17 protein-coding genes and 1 pseudogene are annotated in these 23648 nt (G+C 74.0%); 11 read left to right on the forward strand and 7 right to left on the reverse strand.

Annotation, left to right across the window (positions count from 1 at the left end; genetic code table 11):
• Positions 1 to 35: 35 nt before the first annotated feature.
• Positions 36 to 2702, reverse strand: a complete 2667-nt coding sequence (locus tag ACFYXK_RS26215) for a DUF6493 family protein (RefSeq protein ID WP_389413324.1) — start codon at positions 2700 to 2702, stop codon at positions 36 to 38.
• 572 nt (positions 2703 to 3274) lie between these two features.
• Between ACFYXK_RS26215 and ACFYXK_RS26220 the strand changes: the two genes are divergently transcribed.
• A complete protein-coding gene (locus ACFYXK_RS26220) occupies positions 3275 to 5557 on the forward strand; it encodes an alpha-N-acetylglucosaminidase (protein WP_389413325.1) in 2283 nt (760 codons plus the stop codon).
• Positions 5558 to 5605: 48 nt separating this feature from the next.
• On the opposite strand, the gene ACFYXK_RS26225 is transcribed toward ACFYXK_RS26220, so the two are convergent.
• The gene (locus tag ACFYXK_RS26225; protein WP_389413416.1) at positions 5606 to 6559 is read right to left on the reverse strand and encodes an MASE1 domain-containing protein; all 954 of its coding nucleotides are present in this window, start codon (positions 6557 to 6559) and stop codon (positions 5606 to 5608) included.
• 45 nt (positions 6560 to 6604) lie between these two features.
• A complete protein-coding gene (locus ACFYXK_RS26230) occupies positions 6605 to 7438 on the reverse strand; it encodes a PP2C family protein-serine/threonine phosphatase (protein ID WP_389413326.1) in 834 nt (277 codons plus the stop codon).
• Positions 7439 to 7669: 231 nt separating this feature from the next.
• Here ACFYXK_RS26230 and ACFYXK_RS26235 point away from each other — a divergent pair, with 231 nt between their 5' ends.
• Both ACFYXK_RS26235 and ACFYXK_RS26240 read left to right on the forward strand, forming a co-directional pair.
• Complete coding sequence (locus ACFYXK_RS26235; RefSeq protein WP_389413327.1) at positions 7670 to 8590, forward strand: MurR/RpiR family transcriptional regulator; 921 nt, start codon at positions 7670 to 7672, stop codon at positions 8588 to 8590.
• A gap of 315 nt (positions 8591 to 8905) precedes the next feature.
• A complete protein-coding gene (locus tag ACFYXK_RS26240; RefSeq protein ID WP_383511616.1) occupies positions 8906 to 9277 on the forward strand; it encodes a hypothetical protein in 372 nt (123 codons plus the stop codon).
• A gap of 16 nt (positions 9278 to 9293) precedes the next feature.
• On the opposite strand, the gene ACFYXK_RS26245 is transcribed toward ACFYXK_RS26240, so the two are convergent.
• From ACFYXK_RS26245 to ACFYXK_RS26255, 3 genes are read right to left on the reverse strand one after another with little or no spacing between them, the layout of a single operon-like run.
• Positions 9294 to 10370 carry a trypsin-like serine peptidase gene (locus tag ACFYXK_RS26245; protein WP_389413328.1) on the reverse strand — a complete coding sequence of 359 codons (1077 nt, stop codon included), beginning with the start codon at positions 10368 to 10370 and terminating at the stop codon, positions 9294 to 9296.
• Between the two features lies 1 nt (position 10371).
• Positions 10372 to 11526, reverse strand: a complete 1155-nt coding sequence (locus tag ACFYXK_RS26250) for a trypsin-like peptidase domain-containing protein (RefSeq protein ID WP_383511613.1) — start codon at positions 11524 to 11526, stop codon at positions 10372 to 10374.
• Positions 11527 to 11532: 6 nt separating this feature from the next.
• Positions 11533 to 15693, reverse strand: a complete 4161-nt coding sequence (locus ACFYXK_RS26255; RefSeq protein WP_389413329.1) for a hypothetical protein — start codon at positions 15691 to 15693, stop codon at positions 11533 to 11535.
• Positions 15694 to 15964: 271 nt separating this feature from the next.
• Here ACFYXK_RS26255 and ACFYXK_RS26260 point away from each other — a divergent pair, with 271 nt between their 5' ends.
• The 8 genes and pseudogenes from ACFYXK_RS26260 to ACFYXK_RS26295 all read left to right on the forward strand — a co-directional run bounded on the left by ACFYXK_RS26260 (position 15965) and on the right by ACFYXK_RS26295 (position 20678).
• Positions 15965 to 16765 carry a caspase domain-containing protein gene (locus ACFYXK_RS26260; protein ID WP_389413330.1) on the forward strand — a complete coding sequence of 267 codons (801 nt, stop codon included), beginning with the start codon at positions 15965 to 15967 and terminating at the stop codon, positions 16763 to 16765.
• Positions 16766 to 16806: 41 nt separating this feature from the next.
• Complete coding sequence (locus ACFYXK_RS26265) at positions 16807 to 17349, forward strand: winged helix-turn-helix transcriptional regulator (RefSeq protein ID WP_389413331.1); 543 nt, start codon at positions 16807 to 16809, stop codon at positions 17347 to 17349.
• Positions 17346 to 18065 (forward strand): annotated as a pseudogene (locus ACFYXK_RS26270) (ketopantoate reductase family protein); the annotation flags it as partial. The gene ACFYXK_RS26265 and the pseudogene ACFYXK_RS26270, both read left to right, overlap by 4 nt.
• Before the next feature lie 106 nt (positions 18066 to 18171).
• Entirely contained in the window at positions 18172 to 18282 is a 111-nt protein-coding gene (locus ACFYXK_RS26275) for a hypothetical protein (protein WP_389413417.1), read from the forward strand.
• A 263-nt stretch (positions 18283 to 18545) separates the two neighbouring features.
• Positions 18546 to 18680 carry a hypothetical protein gene (locus ACFYXK_RS26280; RefSeq protein ID WP_389413332.1) on the forward strand — a complete coding sequence of 45 codons (135 nt, stop codon included), beginning with the start codon at positions 18546 to 18548 and terminating at the stop codon, positions 18678 to 18680.
• Between the two features lie 103 nt (positions 18681 to 18783).
• On the forward strand, positions 18784 to 18975 hold the full coding sequence (locus tag ACFYXK_RS26285; protein WP_362629783.1) for a DUF5302 domain-containing protein: 192 nt from the start codon (positions 18784 to 18786) through the stop codon (positions 18973 to 18975).
• A gap of 201 nt (positions 18976 to 19176) precedes the next feature.
• Positions 19177 to 19590: a rodlin gene (locus tag ACFYXK_RS26290; protein WP_389413333.1), complete on the forward strand. Its 414-nt coding sequence runs from the start codon at positions 19177 to 19179 to the stop codon at positions 19588 to 19590.
• Positions 19591 to 19760: 170 nt separating this feature from the next.
• Entirely contained in the window at positions 19761 to 20678 is a 918-nt protein-coding gene (locus ACFYXK_RS26295; protein WP_389413334.1) for a glycoside hydrolase family 19 protein, read from the forward strand.
• 27 nt (positions 20679 to 20705) lie between these two features.
• On the opposite strand, the gene ACFYXK_RS26300 is transcribed toward ACFYXK_RS26295, so the two are convergent.
• Positions 20706 to 23477, reverse strand: coding sequence for an AAA family ATPase (locus tag ACFYXK_RS26300; protein ID WP_389413335.1), 2772 nt, complete (start codon positions 23475 to 23477; stop codon positions 20706 to 20708).
• Positions 23478 to 23648: the final 171 nt, after the last annotated feature.

Below are 23648 nucleotides of genomic sequence, written 5' to 3' on the forward strand. Positions count from 1 at the left end.
CCGACCGTACCGGCCGGCCCCTCCCTGCCGACCCGCTACGAACCCGCCGCCAGCGCCTGCCTCAACCGCCGTGACTGCGTGACGAGTTGCGATGAGCCGCTGCGCGCGGCGGCCTCCGCCAGCCCCGCCGGGGCGGGACCCCGCGCACCGCAGCGCTCCACACAGTCCGCGGCCACCGCCAGCAGCTCGCCCGTGCCCCGCGCGGCGGCGCCCCCGGCCAGCAGCGGCGGCAGCGCCTCCGCGAGCACCGCCCAGGTCGTGGCGTACGCACCGGTGGCAGCGGCCGCGCGCGCCGCCTCGGCCAGCCTGCTGGGCTTCACCGTGCCCAGGCCGAGCAGTTCGGCCAGATCCCGCCCGACCCTCGGGGCGTCCAGCTCGCCGCGGGCCGCGAGGAGCAGCAGTGCGTCCACGGCCGCGCGGCGGTCCTCGGCATGGCCCGCGCCGAGGCCGGTCGCCACCGCCAGGTGCAGGGCGGGGCCCGCCGGTCCGCCCAGCTCCGCCAGCCGCGGCAGCGGCGCACCCGCGCCGCGCTCCCGCGCCGTGGCCCCCGCGGTCACCTCGGGCAGCAGCCAGGCCGCCTGCGTCTCGCGGTCCTCGGGCAGGACGGCCTGCTGGACGAGGCCGCCCTCGCACGTGCGGGAGCAGCTGCGGCCCGGCTCGGCGAGCGCCAGGTCCAGCCTGCGGAACGCCGCCGGGAACTCCTGCCGGACGACGCACCGTTCCCGGGGCTCGAGCACGATCTGCCGGGCCGCCGCCGGGGGCCGGTCCCACCAGAGGCGGCCGGCCTGCGGGTCCGTTGCCGCCGCCGGGACCGCCACGCGGCGCAGCACCGCGGGCGGTTCGCCCGCACCCGTGAGCCAGGCCGCGAGCCGCTCGCCCTCGGGGGTGCCGAGCCCGGCTGCCGCCGGCGCGGCCCCGGGGTCGCACCGTACGCGCAGCAGCGCCTGGGCGAAGTCGGCCGGGGCGGGCTCCGCGCCGAGCCGCCGGTACGCGGCGAGCCGTACGAGGAGCTCCTCGGGCTCCACGGAGCCCGTCTCCCAGGTCGGGGTGGCGAGCAGGAACGGCAGCGGGTCGGTGAGGACGCGGTGCGCGGCCTCCGCCACCCGGGAGGCCGTCACGGCGCTCAGCGCGGCGTGGACGCAGTCCGGCCGGCAGCCGTCACCGCGCGGAACCCGCTCCGGTCCCAGGTCGTACGCACGGACCCGGCCGAGCACCGCGGCCGCCATCAGCTCCAGCCCGGACAGCCGCTCCGGATCCACCGGCCGACCGCCCCCGGGGCGCCACCAGCGGCCGCCGAGGACCGGGCGCAGGGCCTCGGCCAGGGCGGCGCGGTCCTGGTGGGCGTGGCGGACGAGGCCGTCGAGGGCGGACTCGAACGAGGCGGCGGTCTGCTCCCCGCACGCGAGGGAGGCCGCCACCAGACCGACGGTCCCGGCGAGCGTCGGGGGTTCGGCGGCGAGGCGGCGGCGTACCGGCGCCGGGGGCAGGACCTCCTCGTACGCCGGCTCCGCGCAGCTGCCGCCCGCGGACCCGAGCAGCTCCGCGGCGGCGCGCCGGTGGAGCGGGCTCAACGCATCGGTGTGGAGGGCGAGTTCGCGGCGCAGCTCCCGGTCGCCGGGCCGCAGGTGCCGGACGAGCAGCCCGAGGGCACGCTCCTGCAGGGCGGTGTCCTCGTGCCCGAAGGCGTCGGCGACGGTGGGCAGCACCGCGTGCCTGGCGGCCGGGTCGCGTCGTAAGGCCTGGCCCAGGAGCGCCAGTTGGGCGCGGACGAGCTTCTTCTCCGGTCGGCGGAGCAGGGAGCGCGACATCTGCGCGAGCTGCTGCGCCGGCAGCTCGCCCGCCTCGGACAGCCGGGCGAGCACCTGCTGGGCGTGTCCGGCGAGCGGCGACGGCCCGTCGGCGGCCATCGCGATCCAGTCGGCCGTGTGCTCCCGCTCCTCGGCCGGGGTGAGTTCGAGGCGTTCCAGCATGGTGAGGAAGAACTTCAGCTGGTTCTGCCGGCCACCGCGCAGCAGCCGGGCGACGCAGCCGTCGACGAGGACGCGGCGCTCGACGATCCCCTCCTGCGCGAGCGCGGCCAGCTCGGACGGCCAGTGGTTCGGGGCCGTCGGATCGCTGCACCAGTGGAGCGCCTCGGGGGATTGGGCCGTCACGAAGAGCTGGGGCACCAGCTCGCGTGCGTACGGATCCTGGCGCAGGACGATCGACAGCGGGCTGTGCGTGGAGCGGGCGCGGTCCATCGTGAAGATGGACCGGACCCAGCCGTGCACGAACGCGTCGGTGGTGGGAACGCGGCAGCCGGCGAGCCGGACCAGCTCCCGGATCAGCGGATAGTCCGCCTCGGCGGTGGTGGGGAGGTCTGCGAGGCGGTGGGCGAGGTCGCCGAGCCAGCCGGGGTCGCGGTCGGCGAGCAGGCCGAGCAGCAGCCCGGTGGGTAACTGCTGCCCGTCGCGCAGATCGGGCGCGCCGATCCAGGAGGCCGCGGCGGCCGCGTCGGTGTGGCAGCCGGCACCCGCGACGAGCAGGCCGGAGCGGATGCGGTCGCGCTCCTGCCAGTGGTTCCAGTCCCAGCCGCGTATCTCGCGGCGCAGATCGGCGAGTCGGCCGAGCAGCTCCCGGCGCTCGGGCGGCGTGAGCGGCTCGAGCAGACGGGGGATCAGGTCGGTGCGGCCTTCGCGGACCGCCTCGAGTATCGGGTTCATCGGGCTCCTCCGGTGACGGGTCCTGGGGTGGTGAGGGCCTCGCGCTGCGCCGTGCGCCGTGCGGCGCAGCGCCGACGGCCCTGCGGGTGGGCGTGCTCGTGGATCTGCGTGTGGGCTGTGCGCGTGGGGCTGTGCGTGTGGGGCTGTGCGTGCACGGGACTCGGCGGCCACGGTAATCCGGCCCGCGCGCGGCACGTGCCGGCTCAGGCCCCCGGCTGGCCGATTCCCGGTCCTGGCGGCGGTGTTCGCCCGGGGGACGACCACGGCGGCGGTGGCGTCCGGGTCGTGGGCGCCGGGCAGCCGGGGTGGTGGCGGTCGGCGCGCCGGGACATCGTAGGGCAGGCGCTCGCGATGCACCCGGTGCCGGCGCCTGCCTCGTCATCTGCCGCCCGCTTCCGGGTCGGCGCGTGCCCCGTACCCGGCGGAGCGCCGGCCGCGACCGGGCTCGCTCCCCCGGCGCGATCCCCCCAGGGGCCGCCCGGGCGGGCTGCATACGGGCCGTCACCTCGTCGGCCCCGGTGCCGTTAGTGGGGCTGCCGCCCTGCGGGGCCACCGACTCGGGAGGACCTCCGATGCCACGATCCGACCGGCCCCGGCCGTCCCGCCGCCCGGGGCTCCCGGCCCTCCTCGCGCTGCTGGTCCTCGCGGCCGCCCCGGGCGGGACCGCCGCGCTGCCCGTCACCCCGTCGGCGGAGCCCGCCGTGTCCGCCCGGATCGCCGCCCCGGCCGCCGGCCCGGTGCGCGCCGGTGTTCCCGCCGCCCGGGCCGCGGTGCGGCGGCTGCTGCCCCGGCACGCCGGCCAGTTCATCCTCCTGCCCGGTCCCCGCAGCGCCGACGGCCAGGACCGCTTCACGGTGTCCGGCCGGGCCGGGGCCGTCGTCGTCCGGGGCAGTACGCCGGCGACCGTGCTGACCGGCGTCGGCTGGTACCTGCGGCACGTCGCCCACGTGGACATCGGCTGGCCGGGCGACAGCCTGGACCACCTCCCGGACGTCCTGCCCGGGCTCCCGCAGCCGGTTGTCCGCAGCGCCCTCGTCCGCCACCGGTACGCCCTCAACGACACCGACGACGGTTACGCGGGCGCGTACCGCACCTGGGAGGAGCGCCGCCGGCAGATCGACCTGCTCGCCCTGCACGGCATCAACGAGGTGCTGGTCCAGGTCGGCGCGGAGTACCCGTACTACGCGGCCCTGCGGCGGTACGGGTACACGGCGGCGGAACTGCGCGCCTGGATCCCGGGCCCCGCACACCAGAGCTGGTGGCTGCTGCAGAACCTGAGCGGGTTCGGGGGTCCGGTCGGCGAGCGGCTGATCGAGGAGCGGGCGTCGCTCGGCGGGCGGGTCGCCGACGAGCTGCGCGCCCTCGGCATGACCCCGGTCCTGCCCGGCTTCTTCGGCACGGTGCCGCCCGGCTTCGCCGACCGCAACCCCGGCGCCCGGGTACGGCCCCAGGGCACCTGGGACGGGTTCACCCGGCCCGACTGGCTGGATCCCGCCGGGCCCGTGTTCGCCGCGCTCGCGGCCGACTACTACGCGGCGCAGCGCGCCCGGTTCGGCGACAGCGCGATGTACCGGATGAGCCCGCTGCACGAGGGCGGGACGGCGGCCTCCGTCGACGTGAAGGCGGCCGCGGGCGCCGTGCAGAAGGCCCTGGACACGGCCCGCCCGGGGGCGGTCTGGGCGGTGCTGGGCTGGCAGGACGATCCGACGGCGGAACTGCTCTCGGGGGTGGACACCTCCCGGATGCTGATCGTGGACGGGATGTCCGAGCGCTACGAGAACCTGGACCGCGAGACCTCCTGGGCACACACCCCGTACGCGCTGGGCACGATCCACAACTTCGGCGGGCACACGACGGTCGGCGCCAACACCTCCGTCTGGATCGGGCGGTTCGGCGCGTGGCGGGCCGAGCCGGACAGCGCGCTGACCGGCATCGCGTACATGCCGGAGGCGGCCGGGAAGGACCCGGCGGCGTTCGAGCTGTTCACCGATCTCGCCTGGGAGCCCGGGCCGATCGACCAGCGGGCGTGGTTCGCCGCGTACGCGCGCAGCCGGTACGGCGGTGCGGACGCGTACGCGGAGGCCGCCTGGGAGGCGCTGCGGCGCGGCCCCTACAGCACCGGGACGGACTCCGCGCAGCCCCAGGACAGCCTGTTCACGGCGCGCCCGAGCCTGACGGCGAACAAGGCGAGCGCCTGGACGCCCGGGGGGATGCGCTACCCGGCGGCGTCGGTGCGCAGCGCGCTGGACGCGCTGCTCGGGGTCGCGCCCCGGCTGCGCCGTTCGAGCGCGTACCGCTACGACCTGGTGGACACCGCGCGCCAGGCCCTCGCCAATCATGCGCGGGTGCTGCTGCCGCAGATCAGGGCCGCGTACCGGACCGGGGACCTGGGCCGGTTCCGGCTGCTGGTGGCGCAGTGGCAGCGCGACGAGCGGCTGCTGGCGGCCGTCACCGGATCCGACCGGAACTTCCTGTTCGGCCGGTGGACGGCCGACGCCCGGTCCTGGGGCGTGAACGACGCGGAGCGCGACCGCTACGAGTACGACGTCCGCTCCCTGCTGACCACGTGGGGCACCCGTACCGCCAGCGAGCCGCCGTTCGCGCTGCACGACTACGCGAACCGCGAATGGGCCGGGCTGCTGGAGGAGTTCTACGCGCCGCGCTGGGCCCGGTACTTCGCCTCGCTGGACCGGGCTCTGGTCTCGGGTGGGGCACCGGAGGAGATCGACTGGTACGCCGTGGAGGAGGCGTGGACGCGCCGTACGAGCGCCCATCCGACGGAGCCGAGCGGGGATCCGTACGCGCTCGCGCGCGCCGTCGCGGACGCACTGCCGCCCGCGGACGCACGGACCTGAGGCCTCCGGTCAGCCGGTGCCTCGTCGACACGACGTGATCGACACCCCCTAGTCGCCCGGCCTGCGGGGGGCGAGCCGTTCGACGACCTCGGCCAGGTCCTCGCACACCTGCTCGATCTTCAGGCGGATGTTGTTCTGTTCGGTGACCATCGCGGACAGCAGGAGCGCGGTCAGGGCCGCCGAGCCGTTGAGCGCCTGGAGGTTGACCATGATCTCGAAGAGGGTGTGGCCGGCGAACGGTCCGGCCTGATCGGTCGCCGCCCAGATCACCACCACGGACACGACCAGGACGCAGGGCGCGCTGCCGGCCAGCTGGAAGCGCACGGCCGACCAGATCAGCAGTGGGAAGACGAGGAAGAGCACCGACAGGGAGCTCCGGCTGGCCGCGAACGAGACGACCCCGGCGGCGACGGTCAGGGCCACCGCCTCGGCGACGCGGTAGGCGTCATCCGACATGCGGATCGTGGGCAGGACGAGCAGCACCGGGGTCACCACGAGCACCCCCATCGCGTCGCCGGCCCACCACGCCGACCACACCGGCCAGAACCCGCTCGGCGCCAGGTCACCGGTGGCCACCAGCACCCCGGTGCCGAGGGACGCACTGATCAGCATCGGCACGAGCCCGCCCAGGAAGACCAGTGCCAGGCCGTCCCGCAGCCGGTCGATCTCGGTGCGGAAACCCACGCGGCGCAGCAGCAGGTACGCGCACAGCGGGGCGAGGGTGTTCCCCAGGACGATGCCGGCGTCCCGGATCTGGAAACTGCTGAGGTGTTCGATGGCGAGGTACGTGCCGAGGGCGATCCCCGGCCAGATCCGCGGGCCGAACCACAGCAGGGCGGCGACCGCGATGCCCGTGGGCAGCCACAGGGGTGTGACCTCGGCGCCCTCGACGACCACGCGCAGCAGGAGGCCGATCCGTCCGGTGGCGTAGTAGGCGGCGGCGACGCCGAGGATCGCGAGCAGGGTTCCTGCGAGACGTCGCCATTCCTCGGTGCGCACCACAGCATCAGACAACAACCGCCGCCTCCGGGCGGAGCGTGACACGCACTACCAGCGGCGGGGGCCTGCCGCGTCATGGCTGAGGACGAGCACCGCCGCGTCGTCGGCGTGGCCGGTGGAGTCGGCCACCTTCATGATCTCGGCGGCGATCTCGTCGGGGTCGGCGCCCGCCGCCTCCCGGACCACCCGGGCCACGCGGGCCAGTCCGACGTCGATCGGGAACGACGGCCCTTCGACGACGCCGTCGGTGAGCAGGACGATGGAGCCCGCCTGGTCCAGCCGGCGCCGGGTCACCGCGTATCCCGCCCCGGGCTCCACCCCCAGCGGCAGGCCGCCCTCGTCGTCGGTGATGCCGTACCGGCCGTCGACCGTGGCCCAGACGGAGGGCACGTGGCCGGCCCGTGCGCTCTCGAGCTCCCAGGTCTCCGGGTCGAAGCGGAGCAGGGTGCAGGTGGCGAAGAGTTCGCAGTCCATCGACAGCAGTACGTCGTTGGCCCGGCTCAGCACCTCCCCCGGGTCCTCGACCACGGCGGACACCGCGCGCATGCCGACGCGGACCTGCCCCATGAAGGCGGCGGCCTCGACGTCGTGACCCTGTACGTCGCCGATGGAGAAGGCGAGGGCGCCTTCGGGCAGCGGGAAGCCGTCGTACCAGTCGCCGCCGATGTCCAGGCCGTGCCGGGCGGGTACGTAGCGGGCGGCGCTGCGCAGCCCGGGCAGGGCCGGCAGCGAGGCGGGCAGCATCTCCCGCTGCAGGGCCTCGGCGAGCTCCACCCGGGCCTGCTGCATCTCCGCCCCGGCGCGCGCCCTCTCGGTGAGCCGGCCCAGCGTGGTCAGCAGGTCGTCGGCGCTCACCGACTTCGGGGGACGGCGCCGGCTCACGGACCGCTCCCGGGTGCATCCATACGTCCCGTCCCTGCTCTCGGCTCTCGGCTCTCGCCGCGCGCGGTGCGCACGCAGCGCCGAAGATCCGAGCACATCATATTTCCGGCCTCCGGGAGTCGCGACAGATGCGGCCGCGCTCCCCGGGACCGGGCCCGGCGGCTGCAGGTCGGCCGACCACAGGGCGTGAGCTATGTTTGAAGACGAGTGACATGAGAGGGAGGCCCATCGGTGTCATCGGGGCAGCAGGCACGCGCACAGGCGGCTGCGATCACGCCGAGTGGGCAGGCGCCGCCGGTCCATGAGCGCGCCCCGGGCGACCGGGTCCGGGCCCTGTTCGACGGCCACCGGCTGTCCCCCGGGCAGCGCCGGATCGCCCAGTACCTGATCGACCACCTCACCGAGGCCGCGTTCCTGTCGATCACCGAACTCGCGGAGCGGGTGGGCGTCAGCCAGCCGTCGGTGACACGTTTCGCCACCTCCCTCGGGTTCAGCGGCTACCCGGCCCTGCGCGACGCCCTGCAGCCGATGGCACTGAGCGCGGTCGCCGGCTCGCCGGAGACCCGTGAGCAGTTCCGCCGCAACGAGCTGCAGGCCGCCGTGGACGCCGAGATCCTGAACCTGGAGAACGTACGGCGGCTGCTCGCCGACACCGACCAGGTGCTGGACATCGGCCGCGAGCTGGCCCGCTCGGTGCCGCTGACGGTCCTGGGCCTGCGGATCTCGGTCTCGCTCGCGGAGTACTTCGCCTACGCGGCACGGCGCATCCACCCTGATGTGCGGCTGGTGACACGTGGAGGCAGCGTCGCCTACGACGCCCTGCTCCAGTCCCGCGAGGCGGGCGGGACGTGGGCGCTGGCCTTCGCCATGCCCCGGCACGCCAAGGAGACCCTGGCGGCGCTGCGGGCCGCCCGCAGCGTCGGGCTGAAGATCGCACTCATCACCGACACGACGCTGGGCCCGCTGGTGGACGAGGCGGACGTGGCACTGACCGCCGGGACCGGGGCGCGGCTGGTGTTCGACTCGTACGCGGCGCCCGGGATGCTGTCCGCGGCCCTGCTGCAGGCGATGGCCGACGCGGATCCGGAGCGGACGCAGGCGCGCCTCGAAGGGTACGAGCAGGTCGCCGACCAGCACGGATTCTTCCTGTAAGGCCGATTTTCAACCGGTACGAGGCAGTCCACTTTCACGCCGTCCGCGCGTATGTAATTTTTCATTCTCTTGTTTACTCGACGGTATATATGTTTACTAAGCAGCGCGCCGGATCCACCAGACGCCAAGGAGAGCGACCCCACGCCCTCCCAGAACGGGCACCCGCGCGGAACGCTCCTCCTCACGTTCCGCCTCGGTGCCGGTTCCCGGCACTGGGATCCACCAGAGCGCTTGTGGCGGCCTCGGTCAACCCCTGGGCCGAGGCCGCCCGCCAACGTCTCGATCAGAGTTCGACACCATTCGGAAGCGACGAGAATGCGCCAGACGGCCTCCACCACGCTCAGCCCGGACTGGCCTTGTCAGGTCAAGGCCCCCGGTACCCACGACTGGGAACGCACGGCCATGCGCTGGCTGCGGGACCTGCTCCCGGCACGCTACGGCAGCTACTCGACGCTGACGCGCAGCCCCGTCCTCCTCACCCGGCACGCCCAGCTCCAGCTCCAGCACGAGATGCGCGCGGTCCGGGTCGCCCTCGAGACCAGCCGCGCCGAACTGCCCTCGATGGGCGTGGCCGAGTCCGTCATCGAGAACTCGATCCGGATGTACGCCGTCGAGCTCCAGCAGCTGGGCCGGCTCTCCCGCGCGGTACGCCTCGTCGGCGACGCGCTGCGCGTCACGTCGAGCTGACGCGCCGGCTGCCGCGTCACACCCAGTTGACCTGCGCCCGGCTCAGCAGGGGGTCGTCCACCAGCTCCCACAGCGGGACCGCGTAGTTCCCGAAGCCGTAGCGGCCGCCGTAGTGCAGGCCGAGGACGCGGTGGTCGACGAGGTCGAAGACCGGCGAGCCGCTGTTGCCGCCCAGCGTGGAGCAGTCGTGCTTCACCGTGAGCTCGCCGGGCACCAGCCCCGTCGTCGTACCGGGCTGGAGGCGCTTGACGTTGTAGACGTCCATGAAGATGCGGCGCATGGCCTCCGGTTCGTTGCGGCGGCCGTCCTCCGCCGGGTAGCCGATCACGTACACCGGCCGGCCGGGCACGTCGGCGGGCGGATCGGCGGCCACCGCCACCGGGGTCGCCGGAGCCCGGCCGTCCCCGGCCGTGTCGACGCGCAGCAGGGCCATGTCCACGTCGGGGTGGATCCCCACGACCTCGGTGACCGCGAACTCCAGCGAGCCGTCGCCGGGAACGGCGGCCAGCTCCTCGGCCAGGTCCAGCCGCGCGCTCATGCCCGGCCGGAACGTCCAGCCCGCTCCGTCCCCCGTGGCGAACTCGACCGCCACATGACGGTTCGTCATCACGACGCCGGGGCCGACGAGGAACGCGGTGCCCAGCCAGTCCAGACTGGCGTGTCCCGCGACCTCCACCCGGCCCACCCGGGCGATGGACTCCCGGATGGCGGCCCGCTGGCCCTCGAGCACCACCCAGTCACCCTGCTGGGCGGGAAAGTCCTGGCCCTGGATCAGCAGGGCGGGCCGGCCTTCGAGGAGGACGATCGCCTCGACGCCGAAGTACTCGTCGTCGTCGACCTCGTCGGCCCGCCCGGCGGCGAGTTTCTCCAGCCCGCTGACGCCCGCGCTCAGCACCCGCGCCCGCTCACGGCGAGCGAACTCGCCGATCTGCCCGGCCGGCGCCCGGTCCGCCGGGAGGCTCTCCGAGGACTCGAGGATCTCCGCGTCCGCGTCCGCCTCCAGTGCCCGGCGTACCCGTTCGGCGACCGCGCGCAGGTCCTGGAAGACCTGCTCGGGACCGGTCGCCACCGGTGAGCTGCCGCTGCCGCCCATCTCATGCCTCCTCAGGCCGGCCCTGCTGCGCCGGCGCCGACTGCGCCGCCGTGATCTCGGCGTGCACCTCGGGGCTGTGCTCCCGCAGGTGCCGCATGACGCTGCTCATCTGGGTGCCGACGTTGACGAACGCGGTGGTCTTGCCCTGGAAGTTGACGTCCTCGACGCGCCGCGTCCCGCGGTGGAGTGCGACCACCTGCCAGTCGTCGGTGAAGACGGGTGATCCGGAGGAGCCGCCCCGGGTGTCGGTGAAGTAGCGCACGTCGTTCTCGTTCGCCTCGTAGACGAGGTTGTTGCGCAGCGCGACCCGCTTCGGCTGGCCGCCGGGGTGCTGGATGATGTTGACCGCCACCGGCTCCCCGGCGATCGTCAACGGCTCGGTGGCCACCCGCAGAGCCGCCCGGGCCGGCTGGCCGGTGAGCCGCAGGACCGCGTAGTCGAGGGCCTCGTCCCAGGCGACCAGGCCGCTGGCGGCCACCTCCTCGGTCTCCGTGTCGTCCGCGCCGTAGTCGAAGCGCGAGCGGGAGTTCTGCGCCTGCAGCTGGAGGTCCGCGGGGTCCACGACGCCGCGGTCGGTGGCACTGCGGGTCCGGGCGTTCACCACGTGGTGGTTGGTGACGAGCAGGTCCGGGGCGATGAGCCAGCCCGTCCCCGAGTGCGGGAAGCCGTTCGGCTGGAGCGGGGCACCGGCCTGGTACGGCAGGACCTTGATCCGGGCGACCGCCCTTCCCGCCTCCTCACCGCCGCGCAGGAACTCGAAGGGCACCGTGTCGTCCCGATGGATGATCTCCTCTTTCGTCTCCCCGGCGGGCAGCCCGGCCGGCACGTCGGGCTCGCCGGCGGCGTCGCGCGCCACCTCGTCCAGGGCCTTCTGGAAGACGGCGAGCGGACCGGCCTCCACGGTCTGGGCGACGGCGTTGCGCAGCCAGATCTCCAGCGGTACCGAGCCGTCGACCAGCCGCTCCACGCGGTTCATCTCGTTCAGGTCCGAGTGCACCTGCATGCCGGGCGCGGCGATCAGCGGCAGCGTGCCCCGGTACTTGGGCATGATGCCGTCGAGGAGCAGCCGCCGTACCGACGGATCGGCGAGCCCGGCCTCGAGCGAGGCGTCGACCAGCCGGACGATTTCCTCGGAGGGGAGATACGCGTCGCTCATACGGGTTCAGGCCGCTCGCGGGCCGTTCCTTTCGGCTGTGTCGGCTGCTTCTGCTGTTTCTGCTGTTTCGGTAGTGCGTTGCGGTGCCGACGGCGCAGGGCAGGGGCCACCCGCACCCATGGCTGTCGCCACGCCGGAGACGAGCGCGCCGCTGTGGTCGTGCAGCACGAGGAGCCGCCGGGCGAGCGCGTCGAGGGTGCCCCGGTCGCGGGCCTCGCGGAGCATGTCGGCCATGGAGGGCTGTGGCGGGGCCGGGGGCAGCTGCTGCTCCACGGACCGGGCCGGCGTCACGGGGCCGACGGCGTTCTCGAGGATCTTCGTCACGGCGAGCTGCAGCTCGGGCTGCTCCGCCAGCACGCGGACGATCGTGTCCGCGAGGCCGTCCAGGGCCCCGTTGTCGGCGTCCGGCAGTCCCACGACGTCCAGGGTGTGGCCGAGCGCGGCCGGATCGTGCCGGGACACCTCGGCCGCGACGGCCCGGACGAGGACCGGCTGTTCGGCCAGCGCCTCGTCGGGCAGCTGCCGCAGCTGCCGGGCGAGGCGGCGGTCGATGTCGGCGCCGCCTTCGCGCGGCGCGGCCAGCCGGGCCCGCGCCAGCGTGGCTGCCAGGGCATCGAAGTCCCGGCCGAGGCCGGTGGCGATGTCCTCCGCCTCGGCCAGGTCGCGTTCGGCGCCCGGCACGTCGCCGTCCTCCTCCGCGAGCCGCGCGGAGAGCAGCAGCAGCTCCAGCTGCGCATCGACGTCGCCCGCCTCCTCCGCACGGTCGACGGCCTCCTGCGCCGTGTCCCGGGCCTCCGTACGCCGTCCGCTGCGGGCCAGGGTCTCTACGAGCAGGGGATCGAGGGGGCTGCCCGGTGTCCAGGGCCGGCGTTCGGCGAGCCGGGCCGCTGCCTCGTCGGTGAGGCCCTGTGCCAGCAGGTCCTCGACCTCGCGTGCAGCGATGCGCTCCCAGTCCTCCTGGTCGGCCTCGTGCAGCGCCTCGTCGGGGAGGTGCCCGCCGAGGCGGCCGGTCAGGAACGCGGCCGACCGGGAGGTCATGTCCTGGTCCGCGCGCTCGAGGTAGCGCTCGACGCCCTCCTCCCAGCGCTGCTCCACGGAGCGGGGGTTCTCGTTCAGACGCAGCCGGTGGTAGATCTCCTCGGCCCGGGCCTCGAGCCCCTCGCGGGCCGCGTAGTACTCCACCGCGCGCTGCCCGACCGTGCGCATCATGTCGGTGCGTGCGGTGTCCGACAGGCGCAGCATGATGGCCCGCAGGTCGGAACGGTGCCGCAGGGCGCCCGGCCCGGCCGGTTCCATCAGGTCGAGCCGGGCCAGCCGGCCGAACAGGCGGCGCGCCCGCTCCGGGGAGTCCACGTCCAGTCCGCACGCCGGGGCGAGGACGTCCCGGACGAGATCGGGGGTGATGGTGCGCAGCGCCAGGCCCGCCTGGGCGAGGGCGCGCGCCTCCGCGTCGGCGATGTGCTTGAGGATGCGGTCGTACAGGATCCCCTGGACGAGCATCTGGTCGACCTTGCGGTAGAAGTACCGGCGCCGGGCGGGCAGGCTCTCGACCAGTTCGCCGAGCGGGCCGGCCTCCTGGTGGGCGAGCACGGCGGCGTGCGCGGCCAGCTTCAGGCTGAGCGGGTGGCCGCCGATCCGCTCGGCCAGGGCCCGGGCCACGCCCTCGTCCTCGACCCCGCAGGACACGAGGAGCTCCACGGCGGCGTCCGGCTCGAGGTCGCCGAGCGCGATCGTCCTCGGTTCCGCGACCTGCGCCGGGTGGTGGACGCCTGCGCGTCCGGCGACGATGAACCGCAGCCGTGGATACCCCTCGTGCAGCGCCGACCAGATGGCCCACATGCGGCCGAGTACGGGGTTCGCGCGGTACTGGGCCTCCTCGAACGAGTCGATCACGATCACCAGCGGCGGGCCTGCGTCCGCGCCGCCGCCCGCGTCCGCCACCGCCTGGACGAGGCATGCGCAGACCCGGCGGACCAGGTCCGTCTCGCGGGCGCGCGCCCTGCTGTGGAACTGTTCGGCGGCTCCGCGCCCGGCTCCCGAGCGGGTGGTGGAGAGCTGGTACAGCTCGTCGACGGTGTTCTGCTCCTCCCGCTGGGTGCGGGCGGTCTCCTCGCACTCGCCGGCCAGTGCGTCGAACGCGGTGCGGTGTTCGGGGTACTGGACGCCGAGCTGCCGGGCGATGTCGGCGACGAGGGTCACCGGCTCGTGCACCGAGAGCGTGGGCCGCTCGAAGTCCACGTAGGCGAAGGGGAAGTCGTAGGGGAGGTCGAGGAGGAACCTGGCGAGCAGGGTGCTCTTCCCCATGCCCCCCAGCCCGTGGATGAGCAAGGGGGGATCCTCGGTTTCCTTGCCGGGCAGGTCTCCGCCGACGGGGCTTCGGCCCGGCGGCTGCGACAGCGGGACCGCCGTCGGTGCGGGCGGTTCGCGGGGCGGAGAGGCCGGGGGCAGCCCGACGTACGCACGCAGCTCGTCCAGCTCGGCGGCGCGCCCGCAGAACCTGCCCCTGACCAGGCGTTCGAGCGGCTGGCGCAGTCGGGCGCGCTCCAGCAGCCGCTGGACGTGCTCGGGGTCCGGTATCCCGGTCGTGTGCGGGATCTGCACGAGCCACAGCACCGCCTGGAGGATGCCGACGAGCCCGTCGACGTCCTGCTCCCCCAGGGCCGGCGGCGAGCCGGAGAGGTAGGCGAGCGCGAACCGTTCCGGTCCGGGCCCCCCGGGGACCTGGCCGAGGTTGGCCTCCAGGCCGAGGCGTGCGGCCTCCGGGCCCGCCAGGCCGCGCAGTGCCGCCTCGCGGACCTCCTGCCTGAGGACCCAGCCGGCCCGGGGCTGCGTGCCGAGGGTCCTGCAGTCGTGGACGAGTTCCAGCGCCGCCCGGCCGCTGCTCGTCCCCTCGCCGGGCAGCCGCAGCTGCGTGGGATCGAACCCGGAGAGCAGGCTCGCGGCCTCCCGGTACGCCCTGCGGCTGTCCGGGACCGCGGGCGCGGTCCCGGCTCCCGCGACGAGCAGCTCGCCGCGCAGCCGGGCCTCGAGGTCCTCACCGGATCCCAGCGACCGGTAGAGGCGTACCGTCCGTTCGGCCGCGGTGCAGATCTTCCGCATGTAGCTGTCGTCCCCCGGTTGCTGCGCGGCGACGAGGATCGCCGCCACGGCCGCGTCGGTCAGTGCCGCGATCCCGGCCGTGTCCCGCGGCCCGGCGGTGCCCCCCGGTCCGGGCGTCTGGGCGAAGAAGGTCCGGAAGAAGGTGTCCAGATCGTCGGGACCGGCGACCCGCGCCGTGTCCCGGTAGATGTTGTTGCGCAGGTCGTGCGGCAGCTGGCGCATCGTCGGCCCGTAGCCCAGCAGTACGAGCCGGGGCACGGTCTCCTCCTGCACGGGCGTGTAGTCGTAGATGGCTTGGGCCAGCTGGCCGATGCAGTCCCAGACGTCGGAGTTGGTGTCGACCTTGTCGCACTCGTCGAGGACGAGCCAGAACCGCTCGTCCGCGGCCGTGGCGCGGCTGACGATCCGGCGGACGGCGTCGTCGACGCACGGCAGTGGATCGTTCAACTGTGTCGTGTTCAACGGTGAGATGCCGGGGTCCCGGTCCCCGACGAACTCGGCCAGCCGCCGGACCAGCTGGGCGGCGGTCGAGGTGCGCGACAGCGTCACCCGCACCGGGCGGAACCCGCGGTGCTGGCCGAGGTGCCGGATCAGGTTGTAGGTGTACGAGCGCCCGCTGTCGGCCTCGCCGTCGACCACCAGCACGGCCGTCTCGGGGTCGTCGAGGATCTCCCGCAGGCGTGCCCGCAGGTCGGCGCGGTCGATGAACACCTCGGTGCCGTTCTTGAGCACGCAGGCGAGGGAGTGGTCCGGGGCGGAGGCGTGCACGTTCGCGTCCTCGAGCAGCCTGGCCCGGAAGCCGTCGGCCTCCGTGCCGGCCGGCAGGGAGCTCAGCTGATCCAGGCTGACCAGGACGTTCAGCAGGTGCAGCTGCTCCCCGATCTCCCCCCGCGAGGCGCGGACCAGCGTGACGGCGTTGTCCCAGCTCTTGTTGGTCAGCGGGAGATTGCCGATGAACTCCGGGGAAAAGCCGTTCTGGGCGAGCCTGTCATGCGGGTCCGGGGTGTCGAGGAAATATTCGGACACCCACTTGGTGACGAGGCCCCATTCCGTTTCGGTGAGCGGCATACCGCACCTACCCGGCCGCCCCTGACGGGCGACGGCAGACGGATTCGATTGCTATCTGTCATGGTTTCACCCGGTCTGTTGTGTGGCAAGGCGGCCGGTCGTGGAGTGACCGCCGGCCGAGTGCGGGCAGCGCGGGCGTTGCTCCGGCCGCCGCGCCCGATCGAGCGTCGCTGGGCGCCGCGCGGTTCGGCGGGCCCTGCGCCGCGGAACCCATGCCCGAGGTGTCGCCCCATCCGGTGACACCGTGCCCACCGCATCCGAGGAGGACCTCATGCCCGCTGGCGTGTCCATCCACGTAGGACTCAACAACGTCGACCCCCGCAAGTACGACGGCTGGGACGGACAGCTCATGGCGTGCGAGAACGACGCCCGCGACATGGCCGAACTGGCCCGCGGAGTCGGGTTCGACGACACCGTGATCCTGACCGAGGACGCCACCGTCGGCACCGTCACCACCGCACTGCGCAAGGCGGCCGGGAAGCTCGGGGCCGGGGACATCCTGCTCCTCACCTACTCGGGCCACGGCGGCCAGATGCCCGACAGCGACGGCGACGAGCCGGACGAACTCGACGAGACCCTCGTGTTCTTCGACCGCCAGTTCCTCGACGACGAGCTGCACCGGGAGTTCCAGCGGTTCCACAAGGACGTCCGCATCATCACCTGCCTCGACTGCTGCCACAGCGGCACCGCCACCGAGCTGATCGACGCCCCGGCCCAGGGGGAGGCGGTCCGCCTCATGCCGGTCCTGAAGCAGCAGCAGATCTTCGAGCGGGACAAGGCGTTCTTCCAGGACCTCCAGCGCGAGCTGCGGGGTACGAACGGCGACGGCGGGGAACCCGGCGTGGTGCTCATCTCCGCATGCCAGGACGACCAGGTCGCCCTGGACGGCCGCGTCAACGGCAAGTTCACCGAGACCCTGCTGCGGGTCTGGAACGGCGGGGAGTTCAGCGGCGACTACGAGACCTTCCACCACGACATCAAGAAGCGCATGCCCGCCACGCAGATCCCGAACTTCTTCACGACGGGCAACCCCGACGCCGGGTTCCTCTCCCAGAGGCCCTTCACGATCTGAGAATCGGTTCGGTCACCGAACTGATTTGCTACGGTGGGCCCATGACGCTCCCCCGCGACTACCGCGGCCAGTCCTGCTCCCTCTCCCGCGCCATGGAGGTCGTCGGCGAGCGCTGGACCCTGCTGATCGTGCGGGACGCCTTCTTCGGAGTCCGGCGGTTCGGGGACTTCGCCGGCCACCTCGGCATCCCGCGCGCGGTCCTCACCGACCGGCTCGCCGGTCTGACCGCGGCCGGGGTGCTGGCCCGCGTCCCCGGGGACGGCCGGCGCGAGGTGTACGCCCTCACGGACAAGGGGGTCCGCCTCTGGCCGGCCGTCCGCGCACTGTCCCTCTGGGGCGAGGAGCACCGGCCCGCACCCGGCGGGCCCCGCCGGGTCTTCCTGCACGCCGCCGACGAGGCACCGGTCGCCGTCGACGGGCACTGCACGGGCTGCCACGCACCCGTCGAGGTCGCCGACCTCATCGTGGCGCCCGGTCCCGGACTGCCGCCGCCGTCCGCCGATGACGATCCCGTCACCGCAGCCCTGCACCGACCGCACCGGCTCCTGCAGCCGCTGCCCCTCACGAAAGGCTCTCCCGTATGAGAATCCTGACAGTCGGCGCCGGCGCAGCAGGCGGCTGGTTCGGCGCCCGCCTCGCCCACGCCGGGCAGGACGTCACCTTCCTGGTCCGCCCGGAGCGGGCCGCCGCCCTGCGCGGGCGCGGGCTGCGGGTCACGGGCCTCGGCGAAGACCTCACCCTCACCCCGCAGTTGGTGACCGCCGACGCGCTGGCGCACCCGTACGACCTGGTCCTGCTCTCGGTGAAGTCCACGGCGCTCGACCGCGCGGCGAAGGACCTGGCCCCGGCGGTCGGCCCGCGGACCGCGATCGTGCCACTGCTCAACGGCATGGCCCATCTCGACCACCTCATAGGCCACTTCGGCGGCGCGCCGGTCCTCGGTGGCGTGGCCAAGGTGGTCACCACCCTGAACGAGCACGGCGACATCGTGCGCATGGCCCCGCCGTCCACCCTGCTCACCGGTGAACTCGACGGCCGGCCCTCCGCCCGCGTGGACGCCGTACGCGCACTGCTGACCGGGGCGGGCATCGACAGCCCCGAGACCCCGGACGTCGTTGCCGCGATGTGGCACAAGTGGGTCTTCATCACCACCCTGGCCGCCGTCACCTGCCTGGCGCGCGGCTCCGTCGGCGAGGTCGGCGCCGTTCCCGGCGGCCGCGACCTCGGGCCGGCCGTGCTCGCCGAGGCGGCGGCCGTCTCCGCCGCCGCGGGCCATCCCGTACCGGAGGCCGAACTCGCCTTCACCACCCGGACGGTGACCACGACCGGATCCCCGCTCACCCCGTCGATGTACCGGGACCCTGGTCGCCGGACGCCCCACGGAGGTCGAGCACGTCTTCGGCGACCTGGTCGCCCGAGCCCGTACGCTCGCCGTGCCCACCCCGCTGCTGGACCTCGCCACCCTGCAGCTGAGGGTGCACCAGCGGCGCGCGGTGCAATTCCAAAACGGTGGGTGACCTCCGGCGCGGTCCGTCGTTGAACACGGCGGTCAAGCGAAGTGCACCAGCGAAGTCCCGGGTCTCCCCGCGAGGCCCGGGACTTCGTGTGCCGCCCCGTGCCGGTCCGGGTCGGATGAGGCCGTTGCCCCTGGCGCAGAGGGCGGCCCGGGTGGGTCGCGCAGGCCCAGCCGGCTCGGAACGCTCCCGCCGAGCTCGACCCCGGCTACGACGGCGCCCGGCAGGGCGGCACCCCGCTCTGCCCGCCGGCCACGTTCGGTGACGTGTACCACCGCATGGTCACCGGCGCCGGACGTGCGCCGCCGCACCGCGACGTCCACGTCGTCGTGCTCGGCAAGGGGCGGCTGGAGCCGGTGCCGCCGCCCTTGGCCCGGGCCCGCCCGATCACCCGTTCGTGACCCGCACCGGCGGCCCGGCGCGGCCCTGGGAAACGAACCCGCTGGTCAGGGGGGACGGAGGGTGACAGACTGAAACGGCTTCAGGTCAACCCAGGAGGACAACATGGCAGAAGAGTCGGACACCCCGCAGGGCGAATCGGCGGCCGAGGAGGCCAAGCGCAAGTTCCGGGAGGCCCTTGAGCGCAACGCCCGCAGTGCCCATGCACAGCAGGCTCACCAGAGCCGGGCGAAGATCCAGGGCGCCAGCGGTGGCGCCGGCGGCAAGAACAAGAAGACCCGCCGCAAAACGGGCTGACCTGCCGCGGTCTCCACGGCGATGCCCTGAAGATGTCGGAAGAGGGGGCCGCCTCCAGCTCACAGAGCCGGAGGCGGCCCCCTTTGCGCACTGGGCCACTCGGGTGACAGGCAATAACCAAGCCCGCCGTCGGCAGTTGATCAGCTCGTCCCGCCGGGGGCAGCCATCCCAATGCAACAGTGCGACAGAAGGAACCTCCTCATGCTCAAGAAGATCATGGCCACCACTGCGGTCACCGCCTCCGTGCTGGGCCTCGGCGCCGCGGTAGCCGCCCCGGCGATGGCGATCGGCAACGACAACGGCATCACCACGATCAACGGCAACGAGGCCTCCCAGATCTACGGCAACCAGCAGACCGAGGGCGCGATGAGCCCGCAGCTCAGCCTGGTCCAGGGCACCCTCAACAAGGCCTGCATCGGCCTGCCGGCCAAGGTCAACGCCCAGTCGCTGCTGGCGCTCATCGCCAACGTCGGCGTCCAGGACATCAACGTCGCGTCCAACCCGATGAACCAGCAGTGCACCGAGAACTCCACCCAGGCCAAGGGTGACGAGACCGCCTCGCACATCCTCAGCAACATCCCGGTCCTGTCGGGCAACGGCTCCGCCTTCAGCTAGTCGCCCCTCGACGACCGGCGGGGCCCGTACGCGCGATGGCGCGTACGGGCCCCGCCCGTTTGCCCGAACACGATAAAAGTTGGTCTAGACCTTGACAGGTCCAGACCAGCTTCGCTTCAGTGGCGGTACTTGCCCCCCACGGCAACTCCCCCCACTGAAGGAGCAGTTACGTGATACGTGCGCTTCGCCGCCGCGCCCTCGCCCTGGCCGCCGCCGCGGCGGCCACCTTCGGCCTCGCGGTCGCCCTCCCCGCCTCCTCCGCCTCCGCGGCCGCGGCCTGCGTCACCCCGTGGGCCTCGTCCGCCGTCTACACGGGCGGCATGAGCGCCTCGTACAGCGGGCACAACTGGCAGGCCAAGTGGTGGACCCAGGGCGAGACGCCCGGCACCACAGGGCAATGGGGCGTCTGGTCCGACCTCGGCTCCTGCGGCGGTGGCGGCGGCCAGGACCCGAACCCCGGCAACCCGTCCGGATTCGTCGTCTCCGAGGCCCAGTTCAACCAGATGTTCCCGAACCGGAATTCCTTCTACACCTACAACGGCCTGGTCTCGGCCCTTTCGGCGTACCCCGCCTTCGCCAACACCGGTGACGACACCGTCAAGCGGCGCGAGGCGGCCGCCTTCCTGGCGAACGTCTCGCACGAGACGGGCGGGCTCGTGTACATCGTCGAGCAGAACACCGCGAACTACCCCCACTACTGCGACGCGAGCCAGCCCTACGGCTGTCCCGCGGGACAGGCCGCCTACTACGGCCGCGGCCCGATCCAGCTCAGCTGGAACTTCAACTACAAGGCGGCCGGCGACGCGCTCGGCATCAACCTGCTCGCCAACCCGTACCTCGTGGAGCAGGATCCGGCCGTCGCCATGAAGACGGCCCTGTGGTACTGGAACACCCAGAACGGTCCGGGCACGATGACCGCCCACGCCGCGATGGTCAACGGAGCCGGCTTCGGCGAGACGATCCGCTCCATCAACGGCTCCCTGGAGTGCAACGGCGGCAACCCCGCCCAGGTCCAGAGCCGGATCAACGCGTACCAGAGCTTCACGCAGATCCTGGGCGTGACACCGGGCAACAACCTCGGTTGCTGACCCGTCCGGCCGCCGCTCTGCGCCCCCTCAGCGGGTGCGCAGGGTGGTGGCCAGCTGGGCTCGGGAGCGTACGTCGAGCTTCTGGTAGATCCGGGTCAGCCGGGCCTCGACCGTCTTGACGCTGACGAAGAGCTTCGCGGCCGCCTCCTGGTTGCTGGCGCCCTCGGCGACGAGCAGGGCGAGCCGGGCCTCCGCCTCCGTCAGGGCGGCCAGGGCCACGGCCGTACCGCCCCCGGCCGGCGCCGGTTCCCGGTGCTCGGCGGCGAGTTCCGCCCAGGGCTTCGCGCCGGCCGCGGTGAACACCTCGGCCGCCGCCCGCAGCGCGGCGCGGGCCGGCGCGCGCCGGCGGCGGCGCCGTTCCACCCGGGCCAGGGCGAGCAGCGTACGGCCGCGTTCCACCGGCAGCTGGAGCGCGCCGAACCGGTCCGCCGTGGCCTGCAGCAGGTGCACGGCGGCCTCGGCATCGCCGTGCGCGGACAGGCACAGCCCGCGGGCCCGGTCGAGCGCGGCCACCACCGTGGTGCGCCCCAGGCCGACGGCGACCGTACGGACGGCGCCGAGCAGTTCCGCGGCCTCGTCGGGCGCGTCCGCAGCCACCAGGGCCTCGGCCAGCTCTCCGTGCCAGCGCAGGATCGAGGGGTCGACGACCTGCTGGGCCGCCTCCAGGTCGGCCACCCGGCGCAGCGTGGCCACGGCCTTCGCGGCCTCCCCCGTCGCCAGCTCGGTCAGGCCGAGCGCGTACAGGCTGCGTGAGAGGAACACCTGGTCGTGCTCCTCCTCCGAGGCCTGGATGCCGCGCCGGGCGTATCCGGCGGCGCGCGCGAAGCTGCCGCCCATGGCCTCGGCCATCGCGGCGGCGTACCAGGCGGGGCCGGGCGAGAGCCCCGCCTCGATGGTCAGTTCCAGGGCGCGGCGGGCGTGCGCGGACGCAGCCGTGCACCGGCCGCGCCGCAGTTCGACCTCGGTGAGGCTGCGCAGCACCTCGAAGACGTCCTCGGCGGATCCGGTGCGCCGGACGGCGGGCAGCAGGACGAGCAGCTGGCGCCGGGCGTCGGCGAGGCGGTCGTCGAAGAGGGCGTGCCGGACGGCGAGGTACTGCGGCGCGTTGCGCATCCCGAGCGGTACCTCGGGCGCGGGCAGGGCCAGGGCCTCGGCCAGGATGTCCTCGGCGTCCGGGTCCCCGAGGATGCGGCCCATGCGGGCCCGTACGGTCAGCGCCATGGCCTCGGCGACCTGGTCGCCGCCCTTCGCGGCGAGTGCGCCGGCCTCGGCGGCCGCGTCGCGGGAGCGGACCGGATCGCCGTCGCTGAGGTTGTACTTCGTGGCGATGCGCAGCTGCACGGCCGCCTGGAGGGCGGGGTCCGCGGCGGCGTCGTCCATCGCGCACGCGAACGTCTCGTCGAGGTCGGCGAGGGCCTGTCCGGCGGCGTCGATCACGGCGAGCCGGGCCCGTACCCGGTCGGCGGGCGAGGCGTCGCGGGCCAGTACGGCGCGGGTGGCGCGGCGTGCGAGATCGGCGCGGCCGGCCCAGCCGGCGTCCTCCGCGGCGGCGACGAGGCGGGCCAGTTCGTCCCCGGGCCGGTTGGTCGGCGTACGTTCGGCCGCGAGCAGGCCGAGTTCGGCGGCCAGGGCGCGCTTGCCTCGTCTCCGGCAGGCCGCGGCGGCCTCGGTGATCTCGGCGGCGAGCCATTCGTCGGGGGTGTCCACGGCCAGTGCGCGGTGTCGTACGGCCTGGACGGGGTCGTCGACGGCGGCGGCGAGCGCGGCGTGTCCGGCGGCGCGTTCGGGCCAGCCGGCGTCGGCGGCCAGGGCCATGGGCAGGGCGCCGGCGGTGAAGGCGACGGCGCCGTCCTCCCCGACCGTGACCAGCGCGGCCCGTTCCGCCTCGGCGAGTTCGGCCTCGGCGTCGGGCCGGCCGGCCCGGCGCAGCAGGGCGGTCGTCGGGCGGGCCGCGAGGGCGGCGAGCAGCAGGGTGCGGCGGGCCCGGGCCGGGGCTTCGGCGAGGAGCCGGCGGGCGACCTCGCGGGCCTGGCCGGACAGGGGCAGGGGGTCGGCGTGGTGGGCGCTGGCGTCGCGGGCCTCGGCGGCTTCGGCGAGGGAGTGGCCGAGGGCGAGGGCGAGCCGGGGGTTTCCGCCGCTGGCCTGGTGGATGCGGCCGGCGAGGCGGGCGGGGAGGCCGTGGCGGGCGAGGAGTTCGGCCACCTCGTCGGCGCCGAGCGGGGGGACCCGGATCTCGGGGGTGCCGGGGCCGCACAGGGGGCCGCCGACGGGGGCACCGCCCTGGACGCACTCGGCCACGAGGACCCGTACGCGGGGCGGGGTCAGGCGCAGGGCGAAACGGAGCAGATCGGTGCTTTCCGCGTCCAGCCACTGGGCGTTGTCGAGGACGAGCAGGACGGGGGTGCGGGCGGCGAGCGTGCGGAGCACCTCGACGACGGCGAGGCGCAGCGCGACGTGGTCGCGGCCGGCCCGGGGTGCGTCGGCCTCGCGGCACAGGAGGGCGATGGCGGTGCGCTGGGGTCCGGAGAGCCGTTCCAGCGCGGCGCAGGGCACGGAGGCGAGGAGCGCGGCGGCGGAGGCCTCCGGTATCCACTGGTCGGCGGCCTCGGGGGCGAGGCGGAGCACGGTCTCGTGCCGGGTCGCGGCCGCGGCCGCGAGCGTGCCGGCCACCTCCGTCTTGCCCGCGCCGGCGGGTCCGGTGAGGAGCGCCCGCCCGTGCGTGGTCAGCGCGCGTTCGACCGCCTTGATCAGTTCACCGTGTCCGACGGTCGTGTCAGCGTTCCCCGTCGCCGCCACCACGCACAGCCACCAGCCTCTCGGTCCCCACTCTGTGCCTCTCCTGTGAGACGCGACAATACGAGGTCGGATGCCGGGTGGACACGGATTGTGACGCAGAATTCAGTCAGCTGTCAGGAAACGGCTGCGGACCTGCCGATACGCGATGTATCAGCAGGTCCGCGGGGCTCAATG

The organism is Streptomyces sp. NPDC002209, from assembly GCF_042890265.1.
Lineage (GTDB): Bacteria > Actinomycetota > Actinomycetes > Streptomycetales > Streptomycetaceae > Streptomyces.